The organism is Janthinobacterium aestuarii, from assembly GCF_046113285.1.
In the GTDB taxonomy this organism is placed as follows: domain Bacteria; phylum Pseudomonadota; class Gammaproteobacteria; order Burkholderiales; family Burkholderiaceae_D; genus Janthinobacterium.
In genome coordinates this window covers 1,271,655-1,296,530 of the sequence record NZ_CP142524.1, presented here as the reverse complement: position 1 = coordinate 1,296,530, position 24,876 = coordinate 1,271,655, and the positions used below count along the sequence as shown (strand labels likewise).

The 24,876-nt window shown below is 63.3% G+C and carries 19 protein-coding genes; 7 read left to right on the top strand and 12 right to left on the bottom strand.

All coding sequences use genetic code 11. The features are described from left to right. Window positions 1–14: 14 nt before the first annotated feature. The 5 genes from OX462_RS05815 to OX462_RS05795 all read right to left on the bottom strand — a co-directional run bounded on the left by OX462_RS05815 (window position 15) and on the right by OX462_RS05795 (window position 5,609). On the bottom strand, window positions 15–1,307 hold the full coding sequence (locus OX462_RS05815; protein WP_409027985.1) for an MFS transporter: 1,293 nt from the start codon (window positions 1,305–1,307) through the stop codon (window positions 15–17). A gap of 157 nt (window positions 1,308–1,464) precedes the next feature. Next, the gene (locus OX462_RS05810; RefSeq protein ID WP_121670300.1) at window positions 1,465–2,196 is read right to left on the bottom strand and encodes a BON domain-containing protein; all 732 of its coding nucleotides are present in this window, start codon (window positions 2,194–2,196) and stop codon (window positions 1,465–1,467) included. A gap of 104 nt (window positions 2,197–2,300) precedes the next feature. Beyond that, window positions 2,301–3,005, bottom strand: a complete 705-nt coding sequence (locus OX462_RS05805; RefSeq protein WP_409027984.1) for a hypothetical protein — start codon at window positions 3,003–3,005, stop codon at window positions 2,301–2,303. A 153-nt stretch (window positions 3,006–3,158) separates the two neighbouring features. Further along, window positions 3,159–4,880 carry a dipeptidyl-peptidase 3 family protein gene (locus tag OX462_RS05800; protein ID WP_409027983.1) on the bottom strand — a complete coding sequence of 574 codons (1,722 nt, stop codon included), beginning with the start codon at window positions 4,878–4,880 and terminating at the stop codon, window positions 3,159–3,161. Between the two features lie 129 nt (window positions 4,881–5,009). After that, entirely contained in the window at window positions 5,010–5,609 is a 600-nt protein-coding gene (locus OX462_RS05795) for a short chain dehydrogenase (RefSeq protein ID WP_070223736.1), read from the bottom strand. 112 nt (window positions 5,610–5,721) lie between these two features. Here OX462_RS05795 and OX462_RS05790 point away from each other — a divergent pair, with 112 nt between their 5' ends. Continuing rightward, window positions 5,722–6,639 (top strand): LysR family transcriptional regulator, encoded by a 918-nt coding sequence (locus OX462_RS05790; protein WP_409027982.1) that lies wholly within the window; start codon window positions 5,722–5,724, stop codon window positions 6,637–6,639. Window positions 6,640–6,648: 9 nt separating this feature from the next. On the opposite strand, the gene OX462_RS05785 is transcribed toward OX462_RS05790, so the two are convergent. From OX462_RS05785 to OX462_RS05775, 3 genes are read right to left on the bottom strand one after another with little or no spacing between them, the layout of a single operon-like run. Beyond that, window positions 6,649–8,121, bottom strand: coding sequence for an efflux transporter outer membrane subunit (locus tag OX462_RS05785; RefSeq protein WP_409027981.1), 1,473 nt, complete (start codon window positions 8,119–8,121; stop codon window positions 6,649–6,651). 52 nt (window positions 8,122–8,173) lie between these two features. Next, the gene (locus tag OX462_RS05780) at window positions 8,174–9,772 is read right to left on the bottom strand and encodes a DHA2 family efflux MFS transporter permease subunit (RefSeq protein WP_070223738.1); all 1,599 of its coding nucleotides are present in this window, start codon (window positions 9,770–9,772) and stop codon (window positions 8,174–8,176) included. A 6-nt stretch (window positions 9,773–9,778) separates the two neighbouring features. Then, window positions 9,779–10,978, bottom strand: coding sequence for an HlyD family secretion protein (locus OX462_RS05775; RefSeq protein ID WP_409027980.1), 1,200 nt, complete (start codon window positions 10,976–10,978; stop codon window positions 9,779–9,781). Between the two features lie 144 nt (window positions 10,979–11,122). On the opposite strand from OX462_RS05775, the gene OX462_RS05770 reads away from it, so the two are divergent. Then, complete coding sequence (locus OX462_RS05770; protein ID WP_070312825.1) at window positions 11,123–11,842, top strand: TetR/AcrR family transcriptional regulator; 720 nt, start codon at window positions 11,123–11,125, stop codon at window positions 11,840–11,842. A 23-nt stretch (window positions 11,843–11,865) separates the two neighbouring features. Here the strand turns inward: OX462_RS05770 and OX462_RS05765 are convergent, their stop codons facing one another. Beyond that, window positions 11,866–13,035, bottom strand: coding sequence for a hypothetical protein (locus OX462_RS05765; protein WP_139142975.1), 1,170 nt, complete (start codon window positions 13,033–13,035; stop codon window positions 11,866–11,868). A gap of 180 nt (window positions 13,036–13,215) precedes the next feature. Between OX462_RS05765 and OX462_RS05760 the strand changes: the two genes are divergently transcribed. Next, window positions 13,216–13,428 carry a hypothetical protein gene (locus tag OX462_RS05760; RefSeq protein ID WP_139142974.1) on the top strand — a complete coding sequence of 71 codons (213 nt, stop codon included), beginning with the start codon at window positions 13,216–13,218 and terminating at the stop codon, window positions 13,426–13,428. A gap of 299 nt (window positions 13,429–13,727) precedes the next feature. Here OX462_RS05760 and lpdA read toward each other — a convergent pair whose 3' ends face one another. The 3 genes from lpdA to aceE form a co-directional block, all read right to left on the bottom strand. Beyond that, window positions 13,728–15,503 (bottom strand): dihydrolipoyl dehydrogenase, encoded by a 1,776-nt coding sequence (lpdA, locus tag OX462_RS05755; RefSeq protein WP_409027979.1) that lies wholly within the window; start codon window positions 15,501–15,503, stop codon window positions 13,728–13,730. Between the two features lie 10 nt (window positions 15,504–15,513). Next, window positions 15,514–17,175 carry a dihydrolipoyllysine-residue acetyltransferase gene (gene aceF, locus OX462_RS05750; RefSeq protein WP_409027978.1) on the bottom strand — a complete coding sequence of 554 codons (1,662 nt, stop codon included), beginning with the start codon at window positions 17,173–17,175 and terminating at the stop codon, window positions 15,514–15,516. Window positions 17,176–17,269: 94 nt separating this feature from the next. Next, complete coding sequence (gene aceE / locus OX462_RS05745; protein ID WP_099408847.1) at window positions 17,270–19,966, bottom strand: pyruvate dehydrogenase (acetyl-transferring), homodimeric type; 2,697 nt, start codon at window positions 19,964–19,966, stop codon at window positions 17,270–17,272. Between the two features lie 788 nt (window positions 19,967–20,754). On the opposite strand from aceE, the gene folD reads away from it, so the two are divergent. Genes folD through OX462_RS05725 form a run of 4 tightly spaced genes read left to right on the top strand, consistent with a single transcriptional unit; the run spans window position 20,755 to window position 24,519 of the window. Beyond that, complete coding sequence (gene folD, locus OX462_RS05740; protein ID WP_070311789.1) at window positions 20,755–21,600, top strand: bifunctional methylenetetrahydrofolate dehydrogenase/methenyltetrahydrofolate cyclohydrolase FolD; 846 nt, start codon at window positions 20,755–20,757, stop codon at window positions 21,598–21,600. A 47-nt stretch (window positions 21,601–21,647) separates the two neighbouring features. Further along, the gene (locus OX462_RS05735; protein WP_409027977.1) at window positions 21,648–23,717 is read left to right on the top strand and encodes a M3 family metallopeptidase; all 2,070 of its coding nucleotides are present in this window, start codon (window positions 21,648–21,650) and stop codon (window positions 23,715–23,717) included. 5 nt (window positions 23,718–23,722) lie between these two features. Further along, window positions 23,723–24,148 (top strand): DNA polymerase III subunit chi, encoded by a 426-nt coding sequence (locus tag OX462_RS05730; protein WP_070311793.1) that lies wholly within the window; start codon window positions 23,723–23,725, stop codon window positions 24,146–24,148. Further along, a complete protein-coding gene (locus tag OX462_RS05725) occupies window positions 24,145–24,519 on the top strand; it encodes a DUF2486 family protein (protein WP_409027976.1) in 375 nt (124 codons plus the stop codon). The genes OX462_RS05730 and OX462_RS05725 overlap by 4 nt, the downstream gene beginning before the upstream one ends. Window positions 24,520–24,876 lie beyond the last annotated feature (357 nt).

The window sequence follows — 24,876 nt, the reverse complement described above, 5'->3', positions numbered from 1 at the left end:
GGGCCTGGCTTTTTTCATGCGGGCTGGACGGCGGCCACGGCCGCCTTCTGCCGCTGGATCGCCAGCACCAGCAGCGCGGCCAGCAGGCAGGCGGCGCCGGCCGCGAACAGGGCCGGATTGTAGGTCAGCATCAGGGTGCGGATGCGGCCCGCGCCGTACGCGGCCACGGCGGCGCCCAGCTGGTGGCCCGCGAAGATCCAGCCGAACACCATGCCCGCCCGCTCCCGGCCAAACGTGGCGCCCACCAGTTTCACGGTCGGCGGCACGGTGGCGATCCAGTCCAGGCCGTAAAACATGGCGAACAGGGACAGGCCGTACAGGGTGAATTCCGAATACGGCAGCCAGAACAGCGACAAGCCCCGCAATCCGTAGTACCAGAACAGCAATTTGCGGTTGTCATAGCGGTCCGACAGCCAGCCGGACAAGATTGTGCCGAACAGATCGAAGGCGCCCATCATGGCCAGCACGGAGGCGGCCGGCACGGCGGACAGGCCCGAGTCGCCGCACAGGGAAATGAAGTGCGTCTGGATCAGGCCGTTGGTGCTGAGGCCGCAGATGAAAAACGTGCCGAACAGTATCCAGAAGGTACGATTGGAAGCCACGCTGCGCAGTATCAAAAAAGGCGTGGCGAACGTCATGGCGGCCGCCGGCGCCGCCATCAGGGGCGTGGCCGGGTCGGCGCCATACGGGCGCAAGGCCACGTCCTGCGGCCGGTTGCGCATGCACAGGAAGGCCAGCACGGCGACGATGGCGCAGCTGGCAAACACGGGCATGACGGCCGTGCGCCAGCCGAAATGCTCGATCAGCCAGGCACCCACGGGCAGGAACAGCAGCTGGCCCGTGGCCGAGCTGGCCGTCAGCACGCCCACCACCAGGCCCCGGTGCGTCTCGAACCAGCGGTTGGCCACCACGGCGCTCAGGACCAGCGCCGTCATGCCCGAGCCCAGCCCCAGCAGGATGCCCCACAAGGCCACCAGGTGCCACAACTGCGTCATGCGCGTGGCCAGCAGCATGCCGGCCGCGATCAGGCCCAGGGCCACGCAGATGATATTGCGCAAGCCGAAACGCTCCATCAGGATGGCGGCAAACGGTCCCATCAAACCGAACAGCACGAAGCGCACGGCCAGCGCCGAGGAAATCTGCTCGGCATCCCAGCCGAATTCGCGGCTCAGAGGCTGCATCAGCGCGCCTGGCAAGCCCAGGGCGGCCGACGACGTCAGGGCCGTGAGGAAAGTAATGGCCACGATGACCCAGGCAAAGTGGATGCCGCGCCGCGCCAGCCATTGCGAAAAGGGAAGAGAAAGCATGCCGTCCTCATGAGAAAAAGTGGATGCCGAGCACCACTCGCCGGCCAGATTTTCCATGTTATATTACGATCATAATTTATACAAGCAAAAAAAACTGGAGCCACACGCCCTCGGTATGCGGCTCCAGTTCCTGTGTCAATACTTGTAAACAGTGCGCTTACTTCACCTTCAAGCCATTCTTCACATCCGTCACGCCTTCCACGCTGCGGGCCAGGTCGGCGGCTTTTTTCACTTGCGCCTGGGAAGGCACGAAGCCGCTGAGCATGACGACGCCATTCACCGTTTCCACGTGCACGTCGAGCGCCTTCAAGTCATTGTCCTTGACGAGGTCAGCCTTGATCTTGGTGGTGATGACGGAGTCGGCCACGGCCGTCTTGGTGCTGCCGGCCGCATTGCGCGTCACGCAGGCGGCCTTGGCCGTCGCATCCATGGCGTCGCAATTTTCCTTCGTCGTGGCGGGCGGATTCTGCGCCACGTTGGTGCCGGCCTTGGCGCCCGTATTGGCGTCGGCCAAAGCGGCCGTCTTCGCCGCCTTGGCATCGTTCATGCATGTGGTTTTATCGGCGCCCGTGCGGTCGCCGCACTTGGCCTTGGCCAGGTCATACTCGGCATTGGCGACATCCTTGCGGGCCTTGGTCAGCTCGCGCGGCGTGTTGCGGTATTGGGCCACGGCATCCGATTCGGCCTTGGCGCGCGCCACCCTGGCTTCTTCCACGCAGACTTTTTTCGCGTTGCCGCTGTGGCTGTCGCAGGCGGCCTTGGCCTGCTTGTAGTCACTTGACGCCTTGTCCGTCAAACTCTTGTACGAGGCATCCTGCGCATACGCGGGCGCGGCGGCAAGCAGGGCGCTGGCACTGGCGGCCAGCATGAGTGCGATCATTTTGTTCATGATGGTTCCTCTCTGGTTAGTTGATGCCCAGATTAGACCCCTGCCGCGCGCAAAGCTCCGTGCGACAGCACACGCTGACAGTCCATTCGCTTAAAAATCACCGTTTATTTGTCGCCGCTCAAACCCATCCGCCACAATACTTGCGCCTGTTCAAATGGTGAAACGGCCCCATCAAATGCGCCTGCGCCATCGGCCAGCGCCAGCCAGCCTTGCGTGGCGTGGGAACTGCCTACACCGCCGCCCGCAGCCTCGCCTGCCGCGCGCACGCCGCGCATCCAGGCCAGCACATCCTGATACTGGCCGGGGTGGCGTCCATGCATCCAGGCCAGGGCCACCAGGTCCGCATACCCCTCTTCGCGGCGCGTCTCGCTCAGCTCCTGCGCCAGCGCAGTCAACTTGCCGCGCTGCCTGCTGCGCGGCTCGACAAAGCCGCGCGGCAAGGCATGCCAGTCGCCCTGCGCATAGCGCTGGCAATGGCCGATCTCATGCGCCGTCATCGCTTCCATCATCAGGCCCTGGCGCGCGGGCGGCACGCCTTCCAAGACACTGTCCGCCTGCGCATTGCCGCGCAAGGACAGCACCAGCTTGCAGCGCCCCCCTTCGTAGCCCAGCGCCAGCGGCACGGCGCCGGGCGCATCCTGCGGCTGCACGATGATATCGATGGGCAAACCTTGCGCGCGCGCAAACGCGATGACGGGTTGGCCCGCCTGCAGCCAGCGGGTTTCCAAATCGGTGAGTTGGGCGGCAGCCACGGCAGGCAAAGGGGAGAAAGCGATGAGCAAGCTCATCTGCAAGAGCGGTTTCAACATGGGATAAGCGGGAAGAAAGGAGGATTTACCACTGCAGAGTAAGCGGTGGATGTATTTCCACAAGGAAAAACTGGCAACTTTTCGCAAATAAAGACGAAAAAAAACCGGTGCGCAAGGCACCGGCTTTTCAGACTGATAATAATCAAGGTCAGCTTATTTCTTCGCCGCCTTATCCAGCGCGCGGGCCGTGACGAATTCCGGGCGGATATCGTTGGGCACGGCCTTCATCTTGTCGAGCGCCACCTGCACCTCAGGGCGGATGACCACGTATTTCGTCATCATCGCTTGCGCGCGCGCATAGTCGCCCGTCGCCTCGATGGTCAGAAATTCACGGTCCAGGTCGATCACGGCCTGCTTGATCTTCGCAAAATCGACGCCGAATTTGCCGTCGCCCAGCGACACAAAACCGCCCTTGTCGAGGATGTAATTCATCTGGATGGCCATGCCGCGCGCATGCGAATCCGTCAGGCCGAAATGCAGCGTGCGGAAACCGGAGGCGAGGAAGGTGTTGTACAGCTTGCGTTCGGCCGCCTCGCCCTGGCCCAGGGTGTCGTTGAGCTGGCCCTTGTCCATCATGTAGCGCAGCGCGAACAGGCCCGTGATATCGGCCTTGGCTTCCTCGATGGTGGAATACGCTTCCTTCAAGTCCTGGCGCGGCGTCGATGGCTTGCCGTCAACCACGGTGGCGTGCGGGCCCAGGCCGTGCATGATTTCATGCGCGAGGATGTGCGTGAAGAAGGAATTGAAATCGACGTCCTGCTGCGCTTCCGGCGTGAGCACCAGTTTCGAGATCGGCGTCAGGGTGGCCTTGAACTTGGCTTCCTGCACGTTCTTCAGCATCACGCGCTTGGAGCCGCGCGCGCTGATGATGCGCTCGTCATTGGGCAAGTTGTAGGCGGCCGTCTGCACGGCCATGTTGCCGTCGCCGGCACCGTACACCTGGTTGACCACCACCATCGGCGCCAGCGCGCCCACTTTCGGGTTGCGGTACTGGGCGTCGAGCGGCAGGTTGTCTTCCAGCTCCTGCATGTGTTTGGCGAAGAAATTGAGCTTTTGCGTCTCGGCCTGGTCGCGGATGTTCACGTAGGCTTCGAACGCGGCCTTGTAGCCGAACAGTTCATCGTTATACGTTTCATACGGGCCGATGGTGATGTCGACGGGCGAATCGAGGTCCATCCAGGCGAAGTCGGACGGCAGATAGTCGTTGTCGAGGAAAGCCTTGGCGCGCAGGGTCAGAAATTTCTTCAGCGATGCATTGTCCGTGGCGGCTGCCGCTTCGTCGAGCAATTTGGCCAGCTGTTTCAGCTCCACCTTGTATTCGTCCGAATACTTGACGGTCTGGTATTTGCCATCCTTGCCCGCGCGGATGGTGGTAAAAAACCATTGCGCCTGCTGCTTGTCGTCCGCCGGCAATCCGTTCATCCACGTTTCCAGGCTGGCCTTGGTGGCGCCCTGCGGATAGAAGTTGCCCGCTTCCGGCTTGTGCGAAGGAATGGCGATGCCCGCATAGCTGGCCGGCATGAACGAGGCGTGGGCGTCGAGCACCGACCATGGCCCCTTGTTGATCCAGAAATAATTCAGGCGGGCCTGACCCAGGGCCGACTTGTCCTTCTTCAGGGCCGCCCACAGCGCTTCATTGCCGGACCAGCGCTGGCGCAGCTGCAGCACGTCGACCAGCTTGGCCGCTTCGACCAGCTTGGCGATGGCCTGGCGGTCGCCCGCGGACAGGTGGGTGACGTCGGCCGTCAGCGCGACGGGTGCGTAGCGGGCGCTCATGGCCGTCAGTTGTTGCGCGGTGGCCGGGGTCGCTGGCGTTGCGGCGCAGGCGCTGCCGACGGCGGCAGCCATCAGCAGGGGAATCAGGAGTTTTTTCATGGGGCCTCGGTTAAATGTGGGGTCAGACCCGGCGGGGGAAAGTGCCGCAATGTGGCACTTTCCGATCGACAGGACTGACCCAAGTGAGGCAAATTGTAATCCACCAATGCCCCCGCCTGCAGCGCTGGCTTACCAGACCTTGTACACCTGCCCCGTCTGCGCCCCTTCCACGCTGCGGCTGTAGGCCAGGGCCACGCGGCTGGCGGCGGCCGGCTCGAAGCCATAGAAGAAGGGGCCGTACGACTCCAGCGATTCGGCCAGCACCGTCGGGCTGACGACATTGATGCGCACGCCGCGCTGCAACTCGATGGCGGCGCCCCTGACAAAACCTTCCACGGCCGCGTTGGTCATGCTGGCGGCCGTGCCGAAGCGGATCGGCTGCTCGGCCACGATGCCGCTGGTCAAGGTAATCGAACCGCCGTCGTTCAGGTATTCCTGCGCCACCAGCGCCACGTTGACCTGGCCCATCAGCTTGCTGTCCAGGCCCAGGCGGAATTGCTCGGGCGTAAATTCGCTCAGCGGGCCGAAATGCAGCTTGCCGGCCGTGACGACGACGGCATCGACCTTGCCGATGCGCTTGAACAGGGCGCGCACTTGCGCGATGTCGCCCATGTCGGCCTGGTGCGTGCCGCTGCGGCTGCCCACTTCGATGATTTCATGGCGTTGCGCCAGTTGGGCGGCGACGGCCGTGCCGATGGTGCCGCTGGCGCCGATGATGACGATTTTCATGCTGCTTCCTTGTGTGGGTTGAACGATGGAGCCAGTATGCGCCGCTTACAAAAAGGAATAAATACGCTAGAATTTACAAGATTACTAATCTATAGTTTGCAATCGGGATGCCATGGATAAATTGCGCAGCATGGAGATTTTTGTCGCCGTCGTCGATGCAGGCAGTTTCACGGCCGCCGCCGAGGCGTTCCAGATTTCGCCCGTGATGGTGGGCAAGCACATCAAATACCTGGAAGAGCGGCTGGGCGCGCGGCTGCTGGCGCGCACCACGCGGCGGCAAAGCCTGACGGAAATCGGCCAGCAGTATGCGGAACAGTGCCGTCAGATCCTGGCCAGCATCCATGCGGCCGAACGGGGTGCGGAAGCCATGCGCGCGGCGCCGCGCGGCAAGCTGAAGATCACGGCGCCCGTGTCCTTCGGCAGCGAGTGCATCGCGCCGCTGATGGCCGACTACCTCGATGCGTATCCGGAAGTGAGCCTGGAACTGAACCTGAACGACAGGATGGTGGACCTGGTGGAAGAAGGGTTCGATGCGGCCATCCGCATCGGCAAGCTGGAAGATTCCGCCATGGTGGCGCGCGTGCTGCGGCCGTATGCGATGGTGATCTGCGCCGCGCCCGCATATCTGGCAAAGCACGGCACGCCGCGCACGCCGGCCGACCTGGCGCGCCACGAATGCCTGGACTTCATGCAATGGACGCGCCATGTGCGCTGGCGCCTGGCCAGGAGCGGCGACGACGATGGCAGCCCCGTGCGCGAGAGCCGCTTCCGCTCGAACAATGGTCAGGCGCTGCGCGTGGCGGCCCTGCACGGCTTCGGCATCGTCATGCAGGCGGAGATCCTGATGGCCAGCGATATCGCCGCCGGCAGGCTGGTGCCGCTGCTGGCCGGCTACGTGCCGGCGCCACGCCCCATGCACCTCGTGTATGCGCGCGACCGCCAGCCCACGCCGAAGCTGACGACCTTCATCGATTTTCTGCTGGAACGCTACGGGCCGGCGGCGACACCGCCACCGGCCACGCTCACGTAATCGTCGTACTTAGTTGGCCTTTGCGGCGGGCGCCGACGCCAGCCTGGCCAGCTCGCCGTCCGGCTGCCAGCCGGCGCCGAGAGACCTCGCCACGGCGACCGTCGCCAGCAGGCGCTGGGTCTTGATCTGCGCGGCGGCGCGATCCGCCGCCAGCGAACTGCGCTGGGCATCGGTGACGTCCAGGTAGGTCGAGATGCCGCGCTCGTAGCGCGTGCGCGCCACCAGGTAGGCGCGCGCCGCCGCTGCCTGCGACAGGGCCTGGGCATCGCCCTGCAACTGTCGCTGCTCCACGTCGGACAGCGCGTCTTCCACTTCGCGCAAGGCCGTCAGCAGCTTCGTTTCATGGTTCGCCACGGCTTCCGCATAGCGCGCCTTGGACAGGTCCAGATTGGCCTGGTTGCGGCCGCCGTCGAAGATCGGCAGGGACAGGGCCAGCGGGCCAAAGCTGAACTGGCGCGAACCGCCCTGCGCCAGGTCGCGCAGTTTTTCCGAGGCGTAGCCGAAATTGCCCGTCAATTGCAGCGACGGGTAAAACGCGCCTTCTGCCACGCCCACTTGCGCGTTCGCCGCACGCAGGCCCGCCACGCTGGACACGAGGTCCGGACGGTGCGCCAGCAGGCTGGCAGGCAGGCCGACAGGGATACTTGGCGGCAGCGGCAGGCTGGAAGGCTCGGCGGCCACCGGCAATTGCAGCGCCGACGGCGGCTTGCCCGTCAGGGCGGCCAGGCTGTTTTCCAGCTGGTTGCGCTGGCGCTTGACTTCATGCAGGTCGGCCTGCGCGTTCGACAGTTCGACTTTCGCGCGCGCCAGGTCCAGCTCATTCGTCAGCCCTGCATTGAAGCGCGCCTCGACGAGCTGCGCCGACTCGCGGCGCGTGTCCAGGGCGCCATTCAGGATCGCCATTTCCGCGTCCAGCCCGCGCAGCTGCCAGTAATTGCTGGCCACTTGCGACGACAGCATCAGCAGCACGCCGTCGCGGTCCGCCTGCGCCGCCAGCGCCTGCGAATCGGCCGCCTCGACCATGCGTTTCACGCGGCCCAGCAGGTCGACTTCATACGACAGCGAGCCGCCCACGGAGAAGTTATTGCCGCTGATCGAGCGGTTGCCCAGGGCCAGGCCCTGCGAAGTGTTGGCCGAGGTGCGCGAGTTCGAGATGCCCGTGCTGACGTTCACGCTCGGGCCCTGGTTGGCGCGCGCCGTGCCGCTTTGCGCCAGCGCCTGCAGCAGGCGCTCGCCGGCCGCTTTTACACTGGGATTGTCCTGCAGCGCGCTCTGTTCCAGGCGGTTCAGGGTCGCGTCGCCGTAGATGCGCCACCACTCTTTGGGCAGCTGCGCGGCATCCGCGGCGGCCGCGCCGTGGCGGAAGGTGTCGGTGCCGGCCACGTTTGCCGGGGCCGTGAAATCCTGGCCCACGGTGCCGCAGGCGGACAGCGCCACGGCAAGGGAAGCGGCAAGCGCGATTTTCGTCATTACTGTTTGCATGATGGTTTGCATGATGATTACCTTCTTGTTCTTGAGGTGTATGCGGGCGCGGTCAATGACCGCCGCCACCGCCACCGGGAGCTTTGAGTTTGTCGGCCAGCCACAGGGGCACGATGCAGGCCAGCAGGATGGCGCCGATCAGGAAGAAGCCATCGTTGTAAGCCATCACATACGCCTCGCGGCGCACGATGCCGTCGATCGCCTGCAAGGCCTGGTTGCCAGCCGTGACGGCGTCATAGCCCTTGGCCATGAACGACGACGTCAGCTGGTCGATGCGCAGCTGCGTGGCGCTGGAATAGGCATTGATCGCCTCGCCCAGGCGCTGCGAGTGGAAGTGTTCGCGGGTGCTCAGGGCCGTGGCCAGCAGGGCAATGCCGATCGAGCCGCCCAGGTTGCGCGTCATGTTGAACAGGCTCGAAGCGGACGGCATGTCCTTCGGCGCGATGCCCTTCATGGCGAAGTTCGACAGGGTCAGCATGACGAAGGGCTGGCCCAGCGCGCGCACGACCTGCGACCACAGCAGCTGGTCGTAGCCGGTGGACGCATCCATGTAGGCATTCATCATGCACGAGCCGCCGAACAGCAAGAGACCGAACGAGCACAGGATGCGGTTGTCCACCACGGACGAGAGCTTGGCGACAAACGGCATGATGAACAGCTGCGGCAAGCCCACCCACATGATGACTTCACCGATCTGCATCGGCGAATAGCCGGCGATCTGGCCCAGGAACAGGGGCAGCAAAAAGGCCGAGCCGTACAGGCCCATGCCCGTCACGGCCGACAGCACGGTGGCGACCAAAAAGTTACGCTGGCCGTACAGGCCCAGGTTGACGAACGGTTCGGCGCGCGTGGCGCTGGTGACGACCCAGCCCAGGATGCCCGTCAGGGCCAGCGCGGCGAAGGTGATGATGAAACCCGAGTCGAACCAGTCCTTCGAATTGCCCTCTTCCAGGAAGATCGTCAGGCAGCCCAGGCCCAGGGCCATGAAGAAGATGCCCAGCCAGTCGGCCTTCCAGAACATCTCGAGCTTCATCGGCTCCTTGTCCAGGCCATAGATCATGCCGGCGATCAGCAGCACGCCCGGCACCCAGTTGATGTAGAAGATCGAGGGCCAGCCATACAGCTCGGAGAGGTAGCCGCCCAGGGTCGGGCCCATGGCCGGCGCCAGGGTGGCCGTCAGGCCGAAGATGGCCATGCCGACGGCACGCTTCGACGGCGGCAGCTTGAGCATCACCAGGGTGAACGCCATCGGTATCAGGGCGCCGCCCGTGAACCCCTGCAGCATGCGGAAGACGATCATGCTTTCCAGGTTCCAGGCCGTGCCGCACAGGGTGGAGAACAGCAGGAAGAAAGCGGTGGTGCCGATCATGTAGGTACGCAGTCCGAACACGCGCGCCAGCAGCGCGGTGAGGGGAATGACGATAATTTCCGCCACCAGGTAGGCCGTGGAAATCCACGAGCCCTCTTCCTGGGTGGCCGACAGCGAGCCAAGGATATCCTTGAGCGAGGAGTTGGTGATCTGGATGTCGAGCACCGCCATGAAGGCGCCCAGCATGCCGGCGGCGACCGCCAGCCAGGTGCGCCCGGAAACTTTCTCGTCAATCACGGGAAACGCTGGCGGCTTCGCCAGCGTGGTGGAGGAGCTGCTCATGGAAGCTTAGCGGGCGGTGGTCTGTGCGGCAGGAGCGGCGGCGTGGCGCGGGGCCTCGGCCTTGTCCGACGCAGGCTGGTTCACTTCCACTTCGGCAATCACCGACATACCCGGCACCAGGCGGCCATTCATGCCCTTGATGTCTTCCGGCTGGAAGACGATTTTCACGGGCACGCGCTGGACGATCTTGGTGAAGTTGCCGGTGGCGTTATCGGCCGGCAGCAGGGCGAATTGCGCGCCCGAGGCAGGAGCGAAGCTGTCCACGGTGCCCACGAGTTTCTTGCCCGGCATGGCGTCGATGGTCACGTGCACGCTCTGGCCGCGGTGCAGGTCGGCCAGCTGGGTTTCCTTGAAGTTGGCGGTGACCCAGACGTTGTCCTGCACGATGGCCGTCAATTGCTGGCCAGGCTGCACGCGCATGCCCGTTTCCACGTTGCGCTTGCCGATGCGGCCGGCGACGGGCGCCAGGATGCGGTTGTATTGCAGCTGCTGTTCCGCGTCCTTCAATTGCACGCGCAGCACGGCCACTTGTGCCTTGGCCACGTCGCGCGCAGCTTGCGCCGCACCGATCTGCGACTTGGCGGCCGAGGCGCTGTCGCGGCGGGCGGCCAGGTCGGCCACGGCACTCGAGCGGGCCGCGTTGGCCGCGTCGAGTTCCGCCTTCGAGACGGCTTTCATCTGGCTCGTGTACAGCTGGCCATAACGGTCCGCATCCTGTTTCGCGCGCAGCAATTGCGCATCGGCTTGCGCCACTTGCGCCTGGGCGGCACTCGCTTGCGCCTGCACCTGGGCGATCTGCGCGTCCGCTTGCAGCACTTGCTGCTCGGCGCTGGCGATCTGCGCGGCGATCTGCTCGGTTTTCACGCGCTGGTCGAAGGGATCGAGTTCGGCGATCACGTCGCCCTCTTTCACGATTTGATTGTCGTCGATAAAGACCTTGGTAACGACGCCGGAAATGCGCGCCGAGACGGGATGCACGTGGCCGGCCACATAGGCATTTTCCGTTTCCACGAAATAGTGGCTGCGGTACCACATGCGCGCGCCGGCGCCCAGCGCGACGAGGACGATCAGGCCGGCGATGATTTTCACACGGTTATTCGGTGGTGCGGAGCTGGCGGAAGCGGCGGGCGTGGAAGGTGCGGCAGGGGCCGCGGGTGGGACGGCGCTCAGCACCTTGTGCTCTGCTTGGCCTGGCTGGTTGGACATACTCGCTCCGAAAATGAAATGATATAGGTTCATTATTGGGCAAAGAAAAGGCAAAGTCAAGAAATGAAACGATTGCATTTCATTTTAATTTGCACTACAGTGTGAGCCATCACTTACCTTCCACCTTATAAAGAGACCCAGACCATGTCCGATCCCGGCCTCAGCGATACTTTGCCCACCGATACAGAATCCGACGCCGCCGCCCAGGAGCTTTCCTGCTGCGGCAAGCCAGCCGGCCGCCCGCGCGCGGCCGACATGGAAGCGCGCATGGAAAACCTGCTGCACACGGCCGGCTGCCTGTTTCTGGAAAAAGGGTATGGGAAGGTCAGCCTGGAAATGATCGCCCGCGAAGCCCATGTGGCCGTGCGCACGATTTACGTGAAATTTGGCGGCAAGTCGGGCTTGTTCAATGCCGTGGTGGAATTGCGCCGCGCCGCCTACTTCTCGACCATGCCGGCGCTGGAAACGGATATGCGGCCCCTGCCCGCCATTTTGAGCGAGTTCGGCCTGCTGTTCGTGCAACTGGTCACCATGCCGGCGGCGATCCGCCTCAATCGCATGGTGGTGGCCGAAGCGGCCACGCACCCGGAACTGGCGGAAACGTTTTACAAGGTGGGACCGGGACAGACGCGCGAGATGCTGACCAAGTTTTTCAGCCGCCCCGACATCGCGCCCCTGTTTCGCGCAGAGCTGACGCCATCCATGCTGGCGCTGCACCTGCTCAATTGCCTGCTGGGCGACCAGATGTCGCGCCTGCTATTCCCGCCACAGGCGCAGCCGGATGTCGCACAGCTGCGCACCAAGGTTGCACTCAGCCTGGACCTGTTCCTGCGCGGCACCCTGCGCCAGCCGCTGGCGGACTGACGCGGCACGGCTGGCCCCGGAAGTCAGCCAGGGCGGCTGCAGTCTTCCGGCAGCGCCGCTTCGACCTGTTCATCGTTCAAGCCCAGCGCACGCAGGAAAGGCTGGGCCGCCGACACGCCATCAACGCTGAGTGAAGACTCACTTCCATCGTAGCGGTCCGGGCCGTAGCGCATCAGGTCGAACGAGGTTTCAAAGCGTTGCGCCAGGAAATACGTGCGGAAGTAATCGAAGGAAAACGCCACCTGGCCATCGGCACACAGCAGCAAGCCATGCGCATACAGCGGCGCCAGCCAGTCCCCGGCCGCCATGCTCCAGCCCTTCACGCCGCAATAGTCGCTGACAAAACGCTCGAGCTCCACCTCGCTGAGGAACACGCTCTTGGCTTCGAACATCACGAACGCCAGCTCGATGAGGAATTCGCGCGCATCGGCAGCGACGCCGGCGTCCTCGCGCCGTTGCGCGCCCGCCTTGCCCAGCAAGCCATCGAGATAGGCGCGATCGCCCGCCAGCTGCGGCAGCAAGGTGGCAAACACATACTCGGCATCCACCTGCCCCGTTTCCTGGCCATTCGGCGTGTACAGCACCGACAGGGCGAAGCTCTTGCTCACGTCATCGAACTCGCGCAGCGACACCGTCCACTGCGCGCCTGCCCCGCCGCCATCCGCCTCTCCCGTGGCGAACTCGAGCACGGAAAATGCCGCCATCTGGCCATTCGCACCGTACAGGCTGCCTGGATTGCTCTTGAACAGAATGCCCAGCGACTTCATCAGCGAGCTGGCATCGCCCGTATGCTGGTGGCCATGGAACACGGCGTGGATATTCTTGTAGTGCGCGCGCTGCTCCGCACTGGCGTGCTCGTCGGCAGAGAAAAAGCTGAAGCCGGCATTGCCCAGCGCCGCCGCGGCGACACCCTGCGCGCGGCTGCCCGGCACCAGGTAGAAACGCGCACCGGGCAAGCTGGCCGCCTGCAGCAAGGGGCGCAGGAAGTATTCGTAGACGTACACGGGTGTCGTGCCGGCACAGGCGTCCGGCGCCACCAGCTGGCCCGTGAAGAAAATCGCATCGATCCTCTTGCCCGCCGCCAGGATAGCGGCCACATCCTGGTACAAGGCATGCAGCATCACGGCTTGCTCTTGCTCATCAGCCCGGCGCAAACGGACATCGGCGATATGAAGGGCGGTAAATTTTCTCATCGTTGCAAAACTTTCTTAGAGCCTATCCCAATAAGGAGCGTCTTCTGCTGGCAGTTCATCAGGAGCGCTGACAAGGCGTGAGGAGGATGCGTAGCGAGCCACGCGACGACTCCCCGCTTCCGAGGGGCGCCAGCAAGGGATGTATACATCTGCTGGGACAGGCTCCTGGTACAGCGGAACTTGACCGACTCCCATGCTGGCAACATTGCTGGAAAAATCGCACGCGTCCATAGAAGCAAAACATGGTTACAGACCGCCATTCTGCCATTTTTTCCATACGGCAATACTCACCAATTTTCACATGGTGCTGCCGCGCCACGTTTTACCCTGCTGAAGGTCAAGGGAAATAAAAAAAGTCGGGAACACATCCCGGTTTTTTGTACTGAAAGTTAATTTTTTATCAGCGCTTGCGCGGCGGCGGCAAGTCCGTGCACACGCTTTCGTACACTTCGGTGCGCTTTTGCCAACCTGCCGATCGACTCGCCCGGGGTCGGGTGCGGGTGGATGGTCTTGCCGATGTCGGTGCCGTCGCAACCCATTTCGATGGTCAGCGCGATTTCGCCGCTTCATTTTTCACCTGTCGCCCACATGCGTGCCGACGATGCTGCCAACGGTGAAGTATTTAATCGTATCTGGACAATAAAAAACCCCGCAATCGCTTGCGGGGTTTTTAGTGTCACAACGCTACAACATCAGCGCTTGCGCGGCGGCGGCAAGTCCGTGCACACGCCTTCGTACACTTCGGCTGCCATACCAATCGATTCGCCCAGGGTCGGGTGCGGGTGGATGGTCTTGCCGATGTCGGTGCCGTCGCAGCCCATTTCGATGGCCAGCGCGATTTCGCCGATCATGTCGCCCGCATGCGTGCCGACGATGGTGCCGCCGATGATGCGGTGCGTTTCCGCGTCGAACAGCAGCTTGGTGAAGCCTTCGGCGCGGCCGTTGGCCACGGCGCGGCCGGAAGCGGCCCACGGGAAGTGGCCTTTCTCGACCTTGATGCCCTTGGCTTTCGCTTCGTCTTCCGTGATGCCGGCCCATGCCACTTCCGGATCCGTGTAGGCGACCGACGGGATCACCTTGACGTCGAAGTGCGACTTCTGGCCGGCGGCAGCTTCCGCTGCCACGTGGGCTTCATGCACGGCCTTGTGCGCCAGCATCGGCTGGCCGACCAGGTCGCCGATGGCGAAGATGTTCGGCACGTTGGTGCGCATCTGGCTGTCGACTTCGATGAAGCCGCGGTCGGTGACGTTCACGCCGGCCTTGTCGGCAGCGATCTTCTTGCCGTTCGGGCTGCGGCCCACGGCGACGAGCACCAGGTCGTAGACTTGCGGTGCCGGTGCCGTGGCACCCGCTTCGGCCGCTTCGAACGTGACCTTGATGCCTTCCGGCAACGCCTCAACGGCGACCGTCTTGGTCTTGGTCATGATGTTGTCGAAGCGCTTCTCGTTGAACTTCTGCCATACCTTGACGGCGTCGCGGTCCGCGCCCTGCATCAGGCCATCCATCATTTCGACCACGTCGATGCGCGCGCCGAAGGTCGAATAAACGGTCGCCATTTCCAGGCCGATGATGCCGCCGCCGATGACCAGCATGCGTTTCGGGATCTGGCGCAATTCCAGCGCACCCGTCGAATCGACGATACGCGGGTCTTCCGGCACGAACGGCAGCTTCACCACGGACGAACCGGCGGCGATGATGGCCTGCTTGAACTGCACGACTTTTTTAGAACCGTCGCCTGCCGTCACTTCGATGTGGTTCGCGGAGAGGAACTGGCCCACGCCGGTGACGACCTGCGTCTTGCGCGCCTTGGCCATGCCGGCCAGGCCGCCCGTCATGTTCGAGATCACGCCTTCCTTGTACTTGCGTACCTGGTCGATGTCGATCGTCGGCTTGGCGAACGTCACGCCCGTGTTGGACATGTGCGCCGTTTCGTCGATGACGGATGCCACGTGCAGCAGCGCCTTCGACGGGATGCAGCCCACGTTCAGACACACGCCGCCCAGGGTGGCGTAGCGCTCGACGATGACCGTCGTCATGCCCAGGTCGGCCGCGCGGAACGCCGCCGAGTAGCCGCCAGGACCGCCGCCCAATACCATCATGTCGACGTCGATGTCGACCTGGCCGCTGTAATTGCCGGCCGGGATGGCGGCGGCAACTGGTGCCGCCGCAGGGGCCGCAGCGGCTGCCGCCGGTGCAGGAGCGGCAGCTGGCGCGGCAGCGGCCGCGCCTTCCGACGCCTCCACCACCAGCAGCGCGCTGCCTTCGGCGATCTTGTCGCCGACCTTGACCTTGACTTCCTTGACGACGCCCGCGTGGGTCGATGGAATCTCCATGCTGGCCTTGTCCGATTCGACCGTGATCAGGGACTGGTCCACCTTGATGGTGTCGCCCACCTTGACCATCAGTTCGATGACTTCGACTTCCTTGAAGTCGCCGATATTCGGTACTTTTACCTCTACTGTGCTCATCAATCGCTCCTTACAGCAGAATTTTGCGCATGTCGGCCAGGACTTCGCCGAGGTACACGGAGAATCGCGCGCCCATCGCACCATCGACCACGCGGTGGTCGTAGGACAGCGAGGTGCCCATCATCAAACGCGGCTGGAAGGCCTTGCCATCCCATACCGGCTTGATCGAGGCTTTCGACAGACCCAGAATCGCCACTTCCGGCGCGTTGACGATAGGCGTGAAGTGCGTGCCGCCGATGCCGCCCAGGGACGAAATCGTGAAGCTGGCGCCCTGCATGTCGGCCGGTTTCAGCTTGCCTTCGCGCGCCTGCAGCGACAGTTCCGTCATTTCGCGGGCGATCTGCGAGACCGACTTCTGGTCCGCGCCCTTGATCACAGGTACCACCAGGCCGTTCGGCGTGTCGGCCGCGAAGCCGATGTTGTAGTACTGCTTGAGGATCAGGTTTTCGCCCTTGGCGTCGAGCGAGGCGTTAAACGCGGGGAATTTCTTCAGCGCGGCGACGGAAGCCTTGATGACGAAGGCCAGCATGGTCAGCTTGGCCGCATCCTTGTTCTTTGCATTGGCCGCGTTGGTGTCGACGCGGAACGCTTCCAGATCCGTCACGTCCGCTTCGTCGAACTGCGTGACGTGCGGGATCATGACCCAGTTGCGGTGCAGGTTCGGACCCGAGATTTTCTTGATGCGCGACAGCGGCAGCAATTCGGTCGTGCCGAACTTGCTGAAATCCAGCGACGGCCATGGCAGCAGATCCAGGCCCACGCCGGAACCGCCTTTGGCAGCGGCTGGAGCATTTGGTGCGGCAACGGCGCCCGACATCACGCCCTTGACGAAGTTCTGCACGTCTTCCTGGGTGATGCGGCCCTTCGGACCGGAACCGCCCACGCGGGCCAGGTCCACGCCCAGTTCGCGCGCGAACTTGCGGATCGATGGCGACGCGTGCGCCAGCTTGCCGTTCACGGCAGGTGCGGCGGCTGGAGCGGCAGCGACCGGCGCCGAAGCGACGGCGGCGGCTGGTGCGGCGGCAGCTTGCGCGGCCGGCGCAGGCGCGGCGGCAGGAGCAGCGGCCGGGGCGGCAGCGCCACCGGTCGTTTCCACCACCAGCACCAGACTACCCTTGGCAACCTTGTCGCCGACCTTGACTTTCAATTCCTTGACGATACCGGCATGGCTCGATGGAATTTCCATGCTGGCCTTGTCCGATTCGACCGTCAGCAGCGACTGGTCGACCTTGATCGTGTCGCCGACCTTGACCATCAGTTCGATGACTTCGACTTCCTTGAAGTCGCCGATATCGGGCACGGTCACGTCGACCAGGGCCGGCGCGCCGGCTGGGGCGGCAGGCGCAGGCGCGGCCGCAGGAGCGGCGGCAGGGGCGGCTTCAGCGGCAGGTGCCGGGGCGGCAGCGGCGGCAGGCGCCGGGGCCGAGGCGTCGTCCGCCACTTCCAGCAGCAGGACCAGCGAGCCTTCGGCGATCTTGTCGCCCACGTTGACTTTCAATTCCTTGACGACACCGGCGTGGCTCGATGGGATTTCCATGCTGGCCTTGTCCGATTCGACCGTGATGAGGGACTGGTCGACCTTGACCGTGTCGCCTGGCTTGACCATCAGTTCAATGATCTCGACTTCCTTGAAATCGCCGATATCCGGGACTTTGACTTCCACAATGCTCATAGCTTGCTCCGTTATTTTATTTGTCAGATGGACCCGCACACACGCCAGGGCGGCACTTTCGCACCGCCCTGGCATCATCGGGTCCGCACAACGATTACTGGGTCACCGGATTCGGTTTGTTCGCGTCGATGCCGTACTTGGCGATCGCCTGCTCCACCACCGACACGTCGATCTTGCCTTCGTCAGCCAGCGATTTGAGCGCGGCCACAGTGACATAATAACGGTTCACTTCGAAGAACTCGCGCAGCTTGGCGCGGCTGTCCGAGCGGCCAAAGCCATCGGTACCGAGCACTTTGTAGGTGCGGCCCTTCGGCATGAAGGCGCGGATCTGTTCTGCAAATGCGCGCATGTAGTCGGTCGTGGCAACGATCGGGCCATCCGTGTCCTGCATCAGCGACGTCACGTACGGCACGCGCTGCTGTTTCGACGGGTTGACCATGTTCCAGCGTTCCGCATCCTGGCCATCGCGGGCCACCAGGGTCAGCGACGGCGCCGACCATACGTCCGCGGCCACGCCCCAGTCGTTTTCCAGCAATTCGGCGGCGAAGATCGATTCGCGCAGGATGGTGCCGCAACCGATCAGCTGTACGCGCAGCTTGGCGTCAGCCTTGCCTTCCTGCAGCTTGTACATGCCTTTCAGGATGCCTTCTTCCTGGCCCGGCTTGATGCCTGGCTGGGCGTAGTTCTCGTTCATGATCGTGATGTAGTAGAACACATCTTCCTGGTTGGCGATCATGCGGCGCAGGCCGTCCTGGATGATGACGGCGACTTCATGGCTGAAGGTCGGGTCGTACGGCATGCAGGTCGGGATGGTCGCGGCGAAGATATGGCTGTGGCCATCTTCGTGCTGCAAGCCTTCGCCGTTCAGCGTCGTGCGGCCGGCCGTGCCGCCCATCAGGAAGCCACGGGCGCGCATGTCGGCCGAAGCCCATACCTGGTCGCCGATGCGCTGGAAGCCGAACATCGAGTAGAAGGTGTAGAACGGGATCATGATGCGGTCGTTGGTCGAATACGACGTCGCCGCGGCGATCCACGAGCTCATGCCGCCCGCTTCGTTGATGCCTTCCTGCAGGATCTGGCCGGCCTTGTCTTCGCGGTAGTACATGACCTGGTCCTTGTCGACCGGCTCGTACAACTGGCCTTTCGGATTGTAGATGCCGATCTGGCGGAACAGGCCTTCCATGCCGAAGGTACGCGATTCATCGACCAGGATAGGCACGACGCGCTGGCCCAGATTCGGGTCTTTCAGCAGGGTCGAAATGACGCGCACAAACGCTTGCGTGGTCGAGATTTCGCGGCCTTCCGGCGTCGCTTCCAGCACGTTCTTGAACGCGTCCAGGCCAGGCACGGGCAGGGTTTCTTCCGCTTTCTGGCGGCGCTGCGGCAGGTAGCCGCCCAGGGCCTTGCGGCGCTCGTGCAGGTAGACCATTTCCGGCGCGTCGTCGGCCGGCTTGAAGAACGGGATGTCGGCCAGCTTGTCGTCCGGGATAGGCAGCGAGAAGCGGTCGCGCATTTCGCGGATGGCTTCGTCGTCCAGTTTTTTCGTCTGGTGCGCCGTGTTGCGCGCTTCGCCCGACTTGCCCATGCCGTAGCCCTTGATGGTTTTCACCAGCAGGACGGTCGGCTGGCCCTTGTGTTCCTGGGCGATCTTGAAGGCCGCGTAGATCTTGTGCGGATCGTGACCGCCGCGGGTCAGGCGCCAGATGTCGTCGTCGGTCATGTTGGCAACCATTTCCAGCAGCTTCGGATGCTTGCCGAAGAAGTGCTTGCGCACGTAGGCGCCGTCTTTCGCCTTGTAGTTCTGGTATTCGCCGTCGACGGTTTCCATCATCACGCGCTGCAGGATGCCTTCTTTATCTTGCGCCAGCAGGGCGTCCCAGCCCGGGCCCCAGATGACCTTGACGACGTTCCAGCCCGCGCCGCGGAATTCGCCTTCCAGTTCCTGGATGATCTTGGTGTTGCCGCGCACGGGGCCGTCCAGGCGCTGCAGGTTGCAGTTGACCACGATGACCAGGTTGTCGAGCATGTCGCGTGCGGCCAGGCCGATCGCGCCCAAGGACTCTGGCTCGTCCATCTCGCCATCGCCGCAGAAGGCCCAGATCTTGCGGTTGTCGGTCTTGGCGATGCCGCGTGCGTGCAGGTATTTCAGGAAGCGCGCCTGGTAGATCGCCATGTGCGGGCCCAGGCCCATCGACACGGTCGGGAACTGCCAGAAGTCCGGCATCAGCTTCGGATGCGGGTACGAGGACAGGCCCTTGCCATCGACTTCCTTGCGGAAGTTCAGCATTTGCTCTTCCGTCAAACGGCCTTCGAGGAAGGCGCGCGCGTAGACGCCGGGCGAGGAGTGGCCCTGGATGTACAGCAGGTCGCCGCCATGGTCGGCCGTCGGCGCGTGCCAGAAGTGGTTGAAACCGATGCCCAGCATGTTCGCCAGCGACGCGAACGAGGACAAGTGGCCGCCCAGGTCGCCGTCGGCGCGGTTGGCCTTGACCACCATGGCCATGGCATTCCAGCGCATCCACGAGCGCAGGCGCTCTTCGTATTCCAGGTTGCCGGGACAGTGTGCTTCTTGCTTGGTGGGGATGGTATTGACGTAGGCGGTGGTGCTGGAGAACGGGATCTGGGCGCCTCGGCGGCGGGCCAGGTCAACCATGCGCTCCATCAGGTAATGCGCGCGTTCCGGACCTTCATTTTCCAGCACGGCTTCGAGCGCGTCCAGCCACTCCTTGGTTTCCTGCATATCCGGGTCGGTGCCGATCTGTGTCGTTACCTGGTTCAGTTGAGCTGACATCTGTTGAGTCTCCTTTGTGAACGCCCCACCCCGATTTTCCGGATCGCTGTCGGACGGTATTTCGCTGATTATTTACTATTAAGTCGGTTTAGTGTGGGGATTCTAACAGCGTATTTAGTATTTTTCAAATTACGATATAGCATTTCATATCATGAAATTACCCTATGAAATTTATGCTGCACTGCCGCAAATTCTGTCCGGAAATTAGGGTGATCAAAGTGCCAAAAGCGGCGCCAAAAGAACCGCAGGCCCTTGCGCTCCCTAGGCCACCAGCACACCAGCAAAACGCATTAACGCCCCAGTCGTCCGCACAGGCATACCGGGCCAAGCGGGCCTGAAAAATGTCGAGGGCAAGGCGCAGCGACGCAGACAGTACGCCAGTACGGCAAGGAGCTGCAACGCCGCCATCGGCATTTTCTCAGGCTCGCGTCTCCGGCCCGCTTTTATGCCGGGCCAAGCGGGCCTGAAAAACGTCGAGGGCAAGGCGCAGCGACGCAGACAGTACGCCAGTACGGCAAGGAGCTGCAACGCCGCCATCGGCATTTTCTCAGGCTCGCGTCTCCGGCCCGCTTTTATGCCGGGCCAAGCGGGCCTGAAAAACGTCGAGGGCAAGGCGCAGCGACGCAGACAGTACGCCAGTACGGCAAGGAGCTGCAACGCCGCCATCGGCATTTTTTCGGGCCTGCGTCTCCGGCCCGCTGCTGCTACGCCTTTGCATAGCCAAAACCGCCCCTTTGCCCCGCCCGGCTTTATAATCTGTCTTTTCCCTCCCACACAGCCTCCCTACCATGCCAGCACAACTGATCGACGGAATCGCCCTCTCCCAAAAACTGCGCAGCGAGATCGCCACGCGCGCCGCCGCCCTCACGGCCAAGGGCACCCAGCCCGGCCTGGCCGTGATCCTCGTCGGCGAAGACCCGGCCAGCCAGGTATATGTCCGCAACAAGGTCAAGGCGTGCGGCGACGTGGGTTTCCACTCGGTGCTGGAAAAATATGAAGCGGACCTGTCGGAAGCCGACTTGCTGGCACGCATCGCCAGCCTGAACGCCGATCCCGCCATCCACGGCATCCTCGTGCAAATGCCGTTGCCCAAGCACATCAACCCGCACAAGGTCATCGAAGCGATCGCCACGACGAAAGACGTGGACGGCTATTCCGTCCTGAGCGCCGGCGAACTGATGACGGGCTTGCCCGGCTTCCGCCCTTGCACACCGTACGGCTGCATGAAACTGATCGAAAGCACGGGCGTCGACTTGCGCGGCAAGCACGCCGTCGTCATCGGCCGCAGCAACACGGTCGGCAAGCCGATGGCCCTGCTGCTCTTGCAAGCGAACGCTACCGTCACCATCTGCCATAGTGCGACCCCGGACCTGGGCCTGTACACGCGCCAGGCGGACGTGGTCGTGGCCGCCGTCGGCCGCCGCAACACCCTGACGGCCGACATGGTCAAGCCGGGCGCCATCGTCATCGACGTGGGCATGAACCGCGACGATGACGGCAAGCTGTGCGGCGACGTGGATTTTGCCGGAGTGAAAGAAATCGCCTCCCACATCACCCCGGTACCGGGTGGCGTGGGTCCGATGACGATCACGATGTTGCTCATGAACACGGTCGAGGCCGCCGAGCGCGTGTAACAACACCGGGGCGGCATGACCGCCCCTTTTAATATATGGAAGCGACGATGAATACCAATCCCCTGCTTGATTTTTCCGGCCTGCCACGCTTCGACGCGATCACGCACGAGCATGTCACGCCTGCCATCGATACCCTCCTGGCCCAGGCACGCGCCACGGTGGCGCAGCTGGAAGCGCCCATGGAAGAAGTGAGCTGGGACAACTTCGTCGCGCCCCAGGACCAGATCGCCGAAACCCTGGGCCGCGCCTGGAGCATCGTCAACCATTTAAATAGCGTGATCGATACGCCCGAACTGCGCGCCGCCTACAATGCCAACCTGCCCAAGGTGACGGAGTTCTTGACCGAGCTGGGCCAGAACGAAATCCTCTTCGGCAAATACAAGCAATTGCAGGCCAGCCCCGCTTTCGCCAGCCTGTCGCCGGCGCGCCGGCGCATCGTCGAGAATGCCGTACGCGACTTCCGCCTGGGCGGCGCTGAGTTGCCCGAGGACAAGAAAGAGCGCTTCGGCGCCATCCAGGAAGAACACGCGGCCGTCTCGACGCGTTTTTCCGAAAACGTGCTCGACGCCACCAATGACTACAAGTTGCTGGTCGAGAACGAAAGCGACCTGGCCGGCTTGCCCGACGACGTGAAGGCGGCCGCGCGCGCCGCGGCCGAAAAGGCCGGCAAGCAAGGCTATGAATTCTCGCTGCACTTCCCGTCCTATTACCCGATCCTGCAATTTGCCGACAAGCGCGCGCTGCGCGAAACCATCTACCGCGCCAACGCCACCAAGGCATCGGACCAGGGCGACGTGTTCAGCAAGAAAGAGGACTGGGACAATACGCACAACATCGTCACCTTGTTGCGGCTGCGCAACGAAGAGGCACAACTGCTCGGCTACGCCAATTTCGCCGAAGTGTCGCTGGTCTCCAAGATGGCCACTTCGCCGGCGCAAGTCATCGCTTTCCTGGAAGACCTGGCCAAGCGCGCGCGTCCGTTCGCCGAAAAGGACCTGGCCGAACTGAAGCAATTCGCCCGCGAAGAGCTGGGCATCGATGAACTGCAGGCGTGGGACGTGCCGTACGCCTCCGAAAAACTGCAGGAACGCCGCTACGCGTTCTCGGCCCAGGAAGTCAAACAATATTTCCCTGAACACAAGGTGATCGACGGCCTGTTCCGCCAGATCCAGAACCTGTTCGCGGTCGAGATCAAACTGGATACGGCGCCCGTCTGGCACCCGGACGTGCGTTTTTACCGCATCGAGCGCGACGGCCAGCTGGTGGGCCAGTTCTACCTGGACCTGTATGCGCGCGCCGGCAAGAGCGGCGGCGCCTGGATGGACGACGCGCGCGGCCGCCGCGCCGACGCACAGCACGTGCAGACGCCGATCGCCTACCTGACCTGCAATTTCACGGAACCGGCCGTGGTCGACGGCAAGGCACAGCCTGCATTGTTCACCCACGATGAAGTCATTACCCTGTTCCACGAGTTCGGCCACGGCCTGCACCATATGCTCACCGTCGTCGACGAACTGGGCGTGTCGGGCATCGCCGGCGTCGAATGGGATGCCGTCGAACTGCCGTCGCAATTCATGGAAAATTTCTGCTGGGAATGGGAAGTGCTCGAACACATGACGGCGCATGCCGTCACGGGCGAGCCGCTGCCGCGCGCGCTGTACGACAAGATGCTGGCGGCCAAGAATTTCCAGTCCGGCCTGCAAACCCTGCGCCAGGTGGAATTCTCCCTGCTAGACATGCATCTGCACTATGACTACGATGCCGGCACGGGCCAGAGCGTGCAGCAGCTGATCGACGGCGTGCGCGCCAAGTTCGCGCTGATCATCCCGCCCGCCTTCAACCGCTTCCAGAATTCCTTCGGGCATATCTTCTCCGGCGGCTACGCGGCTGGCTACTACAGCTACAAATGGGCCGAGGTGCTGTCCGCAGACGCCTATGCGGCATTCGAGGAAGCCAGGGCGCTGGGACCGGCCGCCACCACGGCGGCGGGCAAGCGTTATCTGCAGGAAATCCTGTCCGTCGGCGGCTCGCGCCCCGCGCTGGAATCGTTCACGGCCTTCCGCGGCCGCGAACCGTCGATCGACGCCCTGCTGCGCCACAGCGGCATGGCCGCTTGACCGTCATGAGCCGCGTCGATTTTCACAGCAACGTGCCGGACAAGCTGGCCTACGCCTGCCGTCTGGCACGCAAGGCGTATATGGCCGGCAACAAGGTGGTCGTGCTGGTGCAAGATGGCACCCAGCTCGACGCCTTGAACAGCGCCATGTGGACCATTTCCGCCACGGATTTCCTGCCGCACGTGCTGGCCGGCGACCCGCTGGCCCCGCAAACGCCCATCATCCTGACCGATGACGCGGCGGCCGAGCTGCCGCACCACGACATCCTCGTCAACCTGTCGCAGCTGCCGCCCGCCAATTACGCCGATTTCCAGCGCGTCTTCGAGATCGTCTCCATGGATGAACAGGATGCGCAGGCGGGCCGCCAGCGCTTCCTGCACTACCGCCAGCAAGACGTGCAGCCGACGCATTTCGTCGCGGGTAAAGCATGAGCCAGCAGCCATTCGACCAGGGCATCCCCCTGCTGACGGAGGTGCTGCTGGGGCCGGAAGTGGCCGAGGCCGTCGCGCCCGCCGCAGCGGCGCCTGCCGTCGAGGAAGCGCCGGCGTTGCCGCCAGCGGCGGCGCAGCCCGACTGGGACGCCATCGAACAGCGGCTCACACAGCGCATCCTGCATCAAGTGCAGGGCAAGATCGACCATTTGCTGGAAGAGCGCATCGCCCACGTGCTGCAGACGGCCCTGCAAAACGCCCTGATCGGCATGCGCGGCGCCCTGCGCGAAGATTTGCAGCAGTCGCTGGAACAGATCGTTGCGCATGCGGTCAGCCATGAGCTCGGGCATCTGCATCCGCCGGCTCAGTAAGCACACACCTGTCGTTGCGACCATTTCACCACCGACAAAAATCTGGGGTCAGACCCGACGGGTCTGACCCCGGCATTCCCCGTCCTTGCCGTTGGGTTATGAGCATGCCGCGCAATGTCGGGTTACGCGCTGCGCGCTAACCCGACCTACCCCGACCTGCCCGACCTACCCTATTCTTTCCTCCAACGCCATTCTTTGGTGCGCTCGCGCCTGCGAAATCGGTGCATCGCGCCTCACTTTGGTGATTGTTGCGACAAAATGTAAAAAGCCCGAAATGCGGCTTTGCGCCGCCTGTTTTTTGTTGTACCTTTCTTCACACGTACCGCCATTCGAAGCGGTTTTCACGAGACGCCGCCG

Excerpts from the sequence above, each read along its gene's own strand:
- OX462_RS05765 (WP_139142975.1), bottom strand. The coding sequence starts at position 13,035 with ATGAGAAAATTTACCGCCCTTCATATCGCCGATGTCCGTTTGCGCCGG.
- OX462_RS05810 (WP_121670300.1), bottom strand. The coding sequence starts at position 2,196 with ATGAACAAAATGATCGCACTCATGCTGGCCGCCAGTGCCAGCGCCCTG.
- OX462_RS05785 (WP_409027981.1), bottom strand. The coding sequence starts at position 8,121 with ATGCAAACAGTAATGACGAAAATCGCGCTTGCCGCTTCCCTTGCCGTG.
- OX462_RS05775 (WP_409027980.1), bottom strand. The coding sequence starts at position 10,978 with ATGTCCAACCAGCCAGGCCAAGCAGAGCACAAGGTGCTGAGCGCCGTC.
- aceF (WP_409027978.1), bottom strand. The coding sequence starts at position 17,175 with ATGAGCATTGTGGAAGTCAAAGTCCCGGATATCGGCGATTTCAAGGAA.
- OX462_RS05805 (WP_409027984.1), bottom strand. The coding sequence starts at position 3,005 with ATGTTGAAACCGCTCTTGCAGATGAGCTTGCTCATCGCTTTCTCCCCT.
- OX462_RS05770 (WP_070312825.1), top strand. The coding sequence starts at position 11,123 with ATGTCCGATCCCGGCCTCAGCGATACTTTGCCCACCGATACAGAATCC.
- OX462_RS05725 (WP_409027976.1), top strand. The coding sequence starts at position 24,145 with ATGAGCCAGCAGCCATTCGACCAGGGCATCCCCCTGCTGACGGAGGTG.
- OX462_RS05800 (WP_409027983.1), bottom strand. The coding sequence starts at position 4,880 with ATGAAAAAACTCCTGATTCCCCTGCTGATGGCTGCCGCCGTCGGCAGC.
- OX462_RS05730 (WP_070311793.1), top strand. The coding sequence starts at position 23,723 with ATGAGCCGCGTCGATTTTCACAGCAACGTGCCGGACAAGCTGGCCTAC.
- OX462_RS05790 (WP_409027982.1), top strand. The coding sequence starts at position 5,722 with ATGGATAAATTGCGCAGCATGGAGATTTTTGTCGCCGTCGTCGATGCA.
- OX462_RS05795 (WP_070223736.1), bottom strand. The coding sequence starts at position 5,609 with ATGAAAATCGTCATCATCGGCGCCAGCGGCACCATCGGCACGGCCGTC.
- OX462_RS05735 (WP_409027977.1), top strand. The coding sequence starts at position 21,648 with ATGAATACCAATCCCCTGCTTGATTTTTCCGGCCTGCCACGCTTCGAC.
- folD (WP_070311789.1), top strand. The coding sequence starts at position 20,755 with ATGCCAGCACAACTGATCGACGGAATCGCCCTCTCCCAAAAACTGCGC.
- aceE (WP_099408847.1), bottom strand. The coding sequence starts at position 19,966 with ATGTCAGCTCAACTGAACCAGGTAACGACACAGATCGGCACCGACCCG.
- OX462_RS05780 (WP_070223738.1), bottom strand. The coding sequence starts at position 9,772 with ATGAGCAGCTCCTCCACCACGCTGGCGAAGCCGCCAGCGTTTCCCGTG.
- lpdA (WP_409027979.1), bottom strand. The coding sequence starts at position 15,503 with ATGAGCACAGTAGAGGTAAAAGTACCGAATATCGGCGACTTCAAGGAA.
- OX462_RS05815 (WP_409027985.1), bottom strand. The coding sequence starts at position 1,307 with ATGCTTTCTCTTCCCTTTTCGCAATGGCTGGCGCGGCGCGGCATCCAC.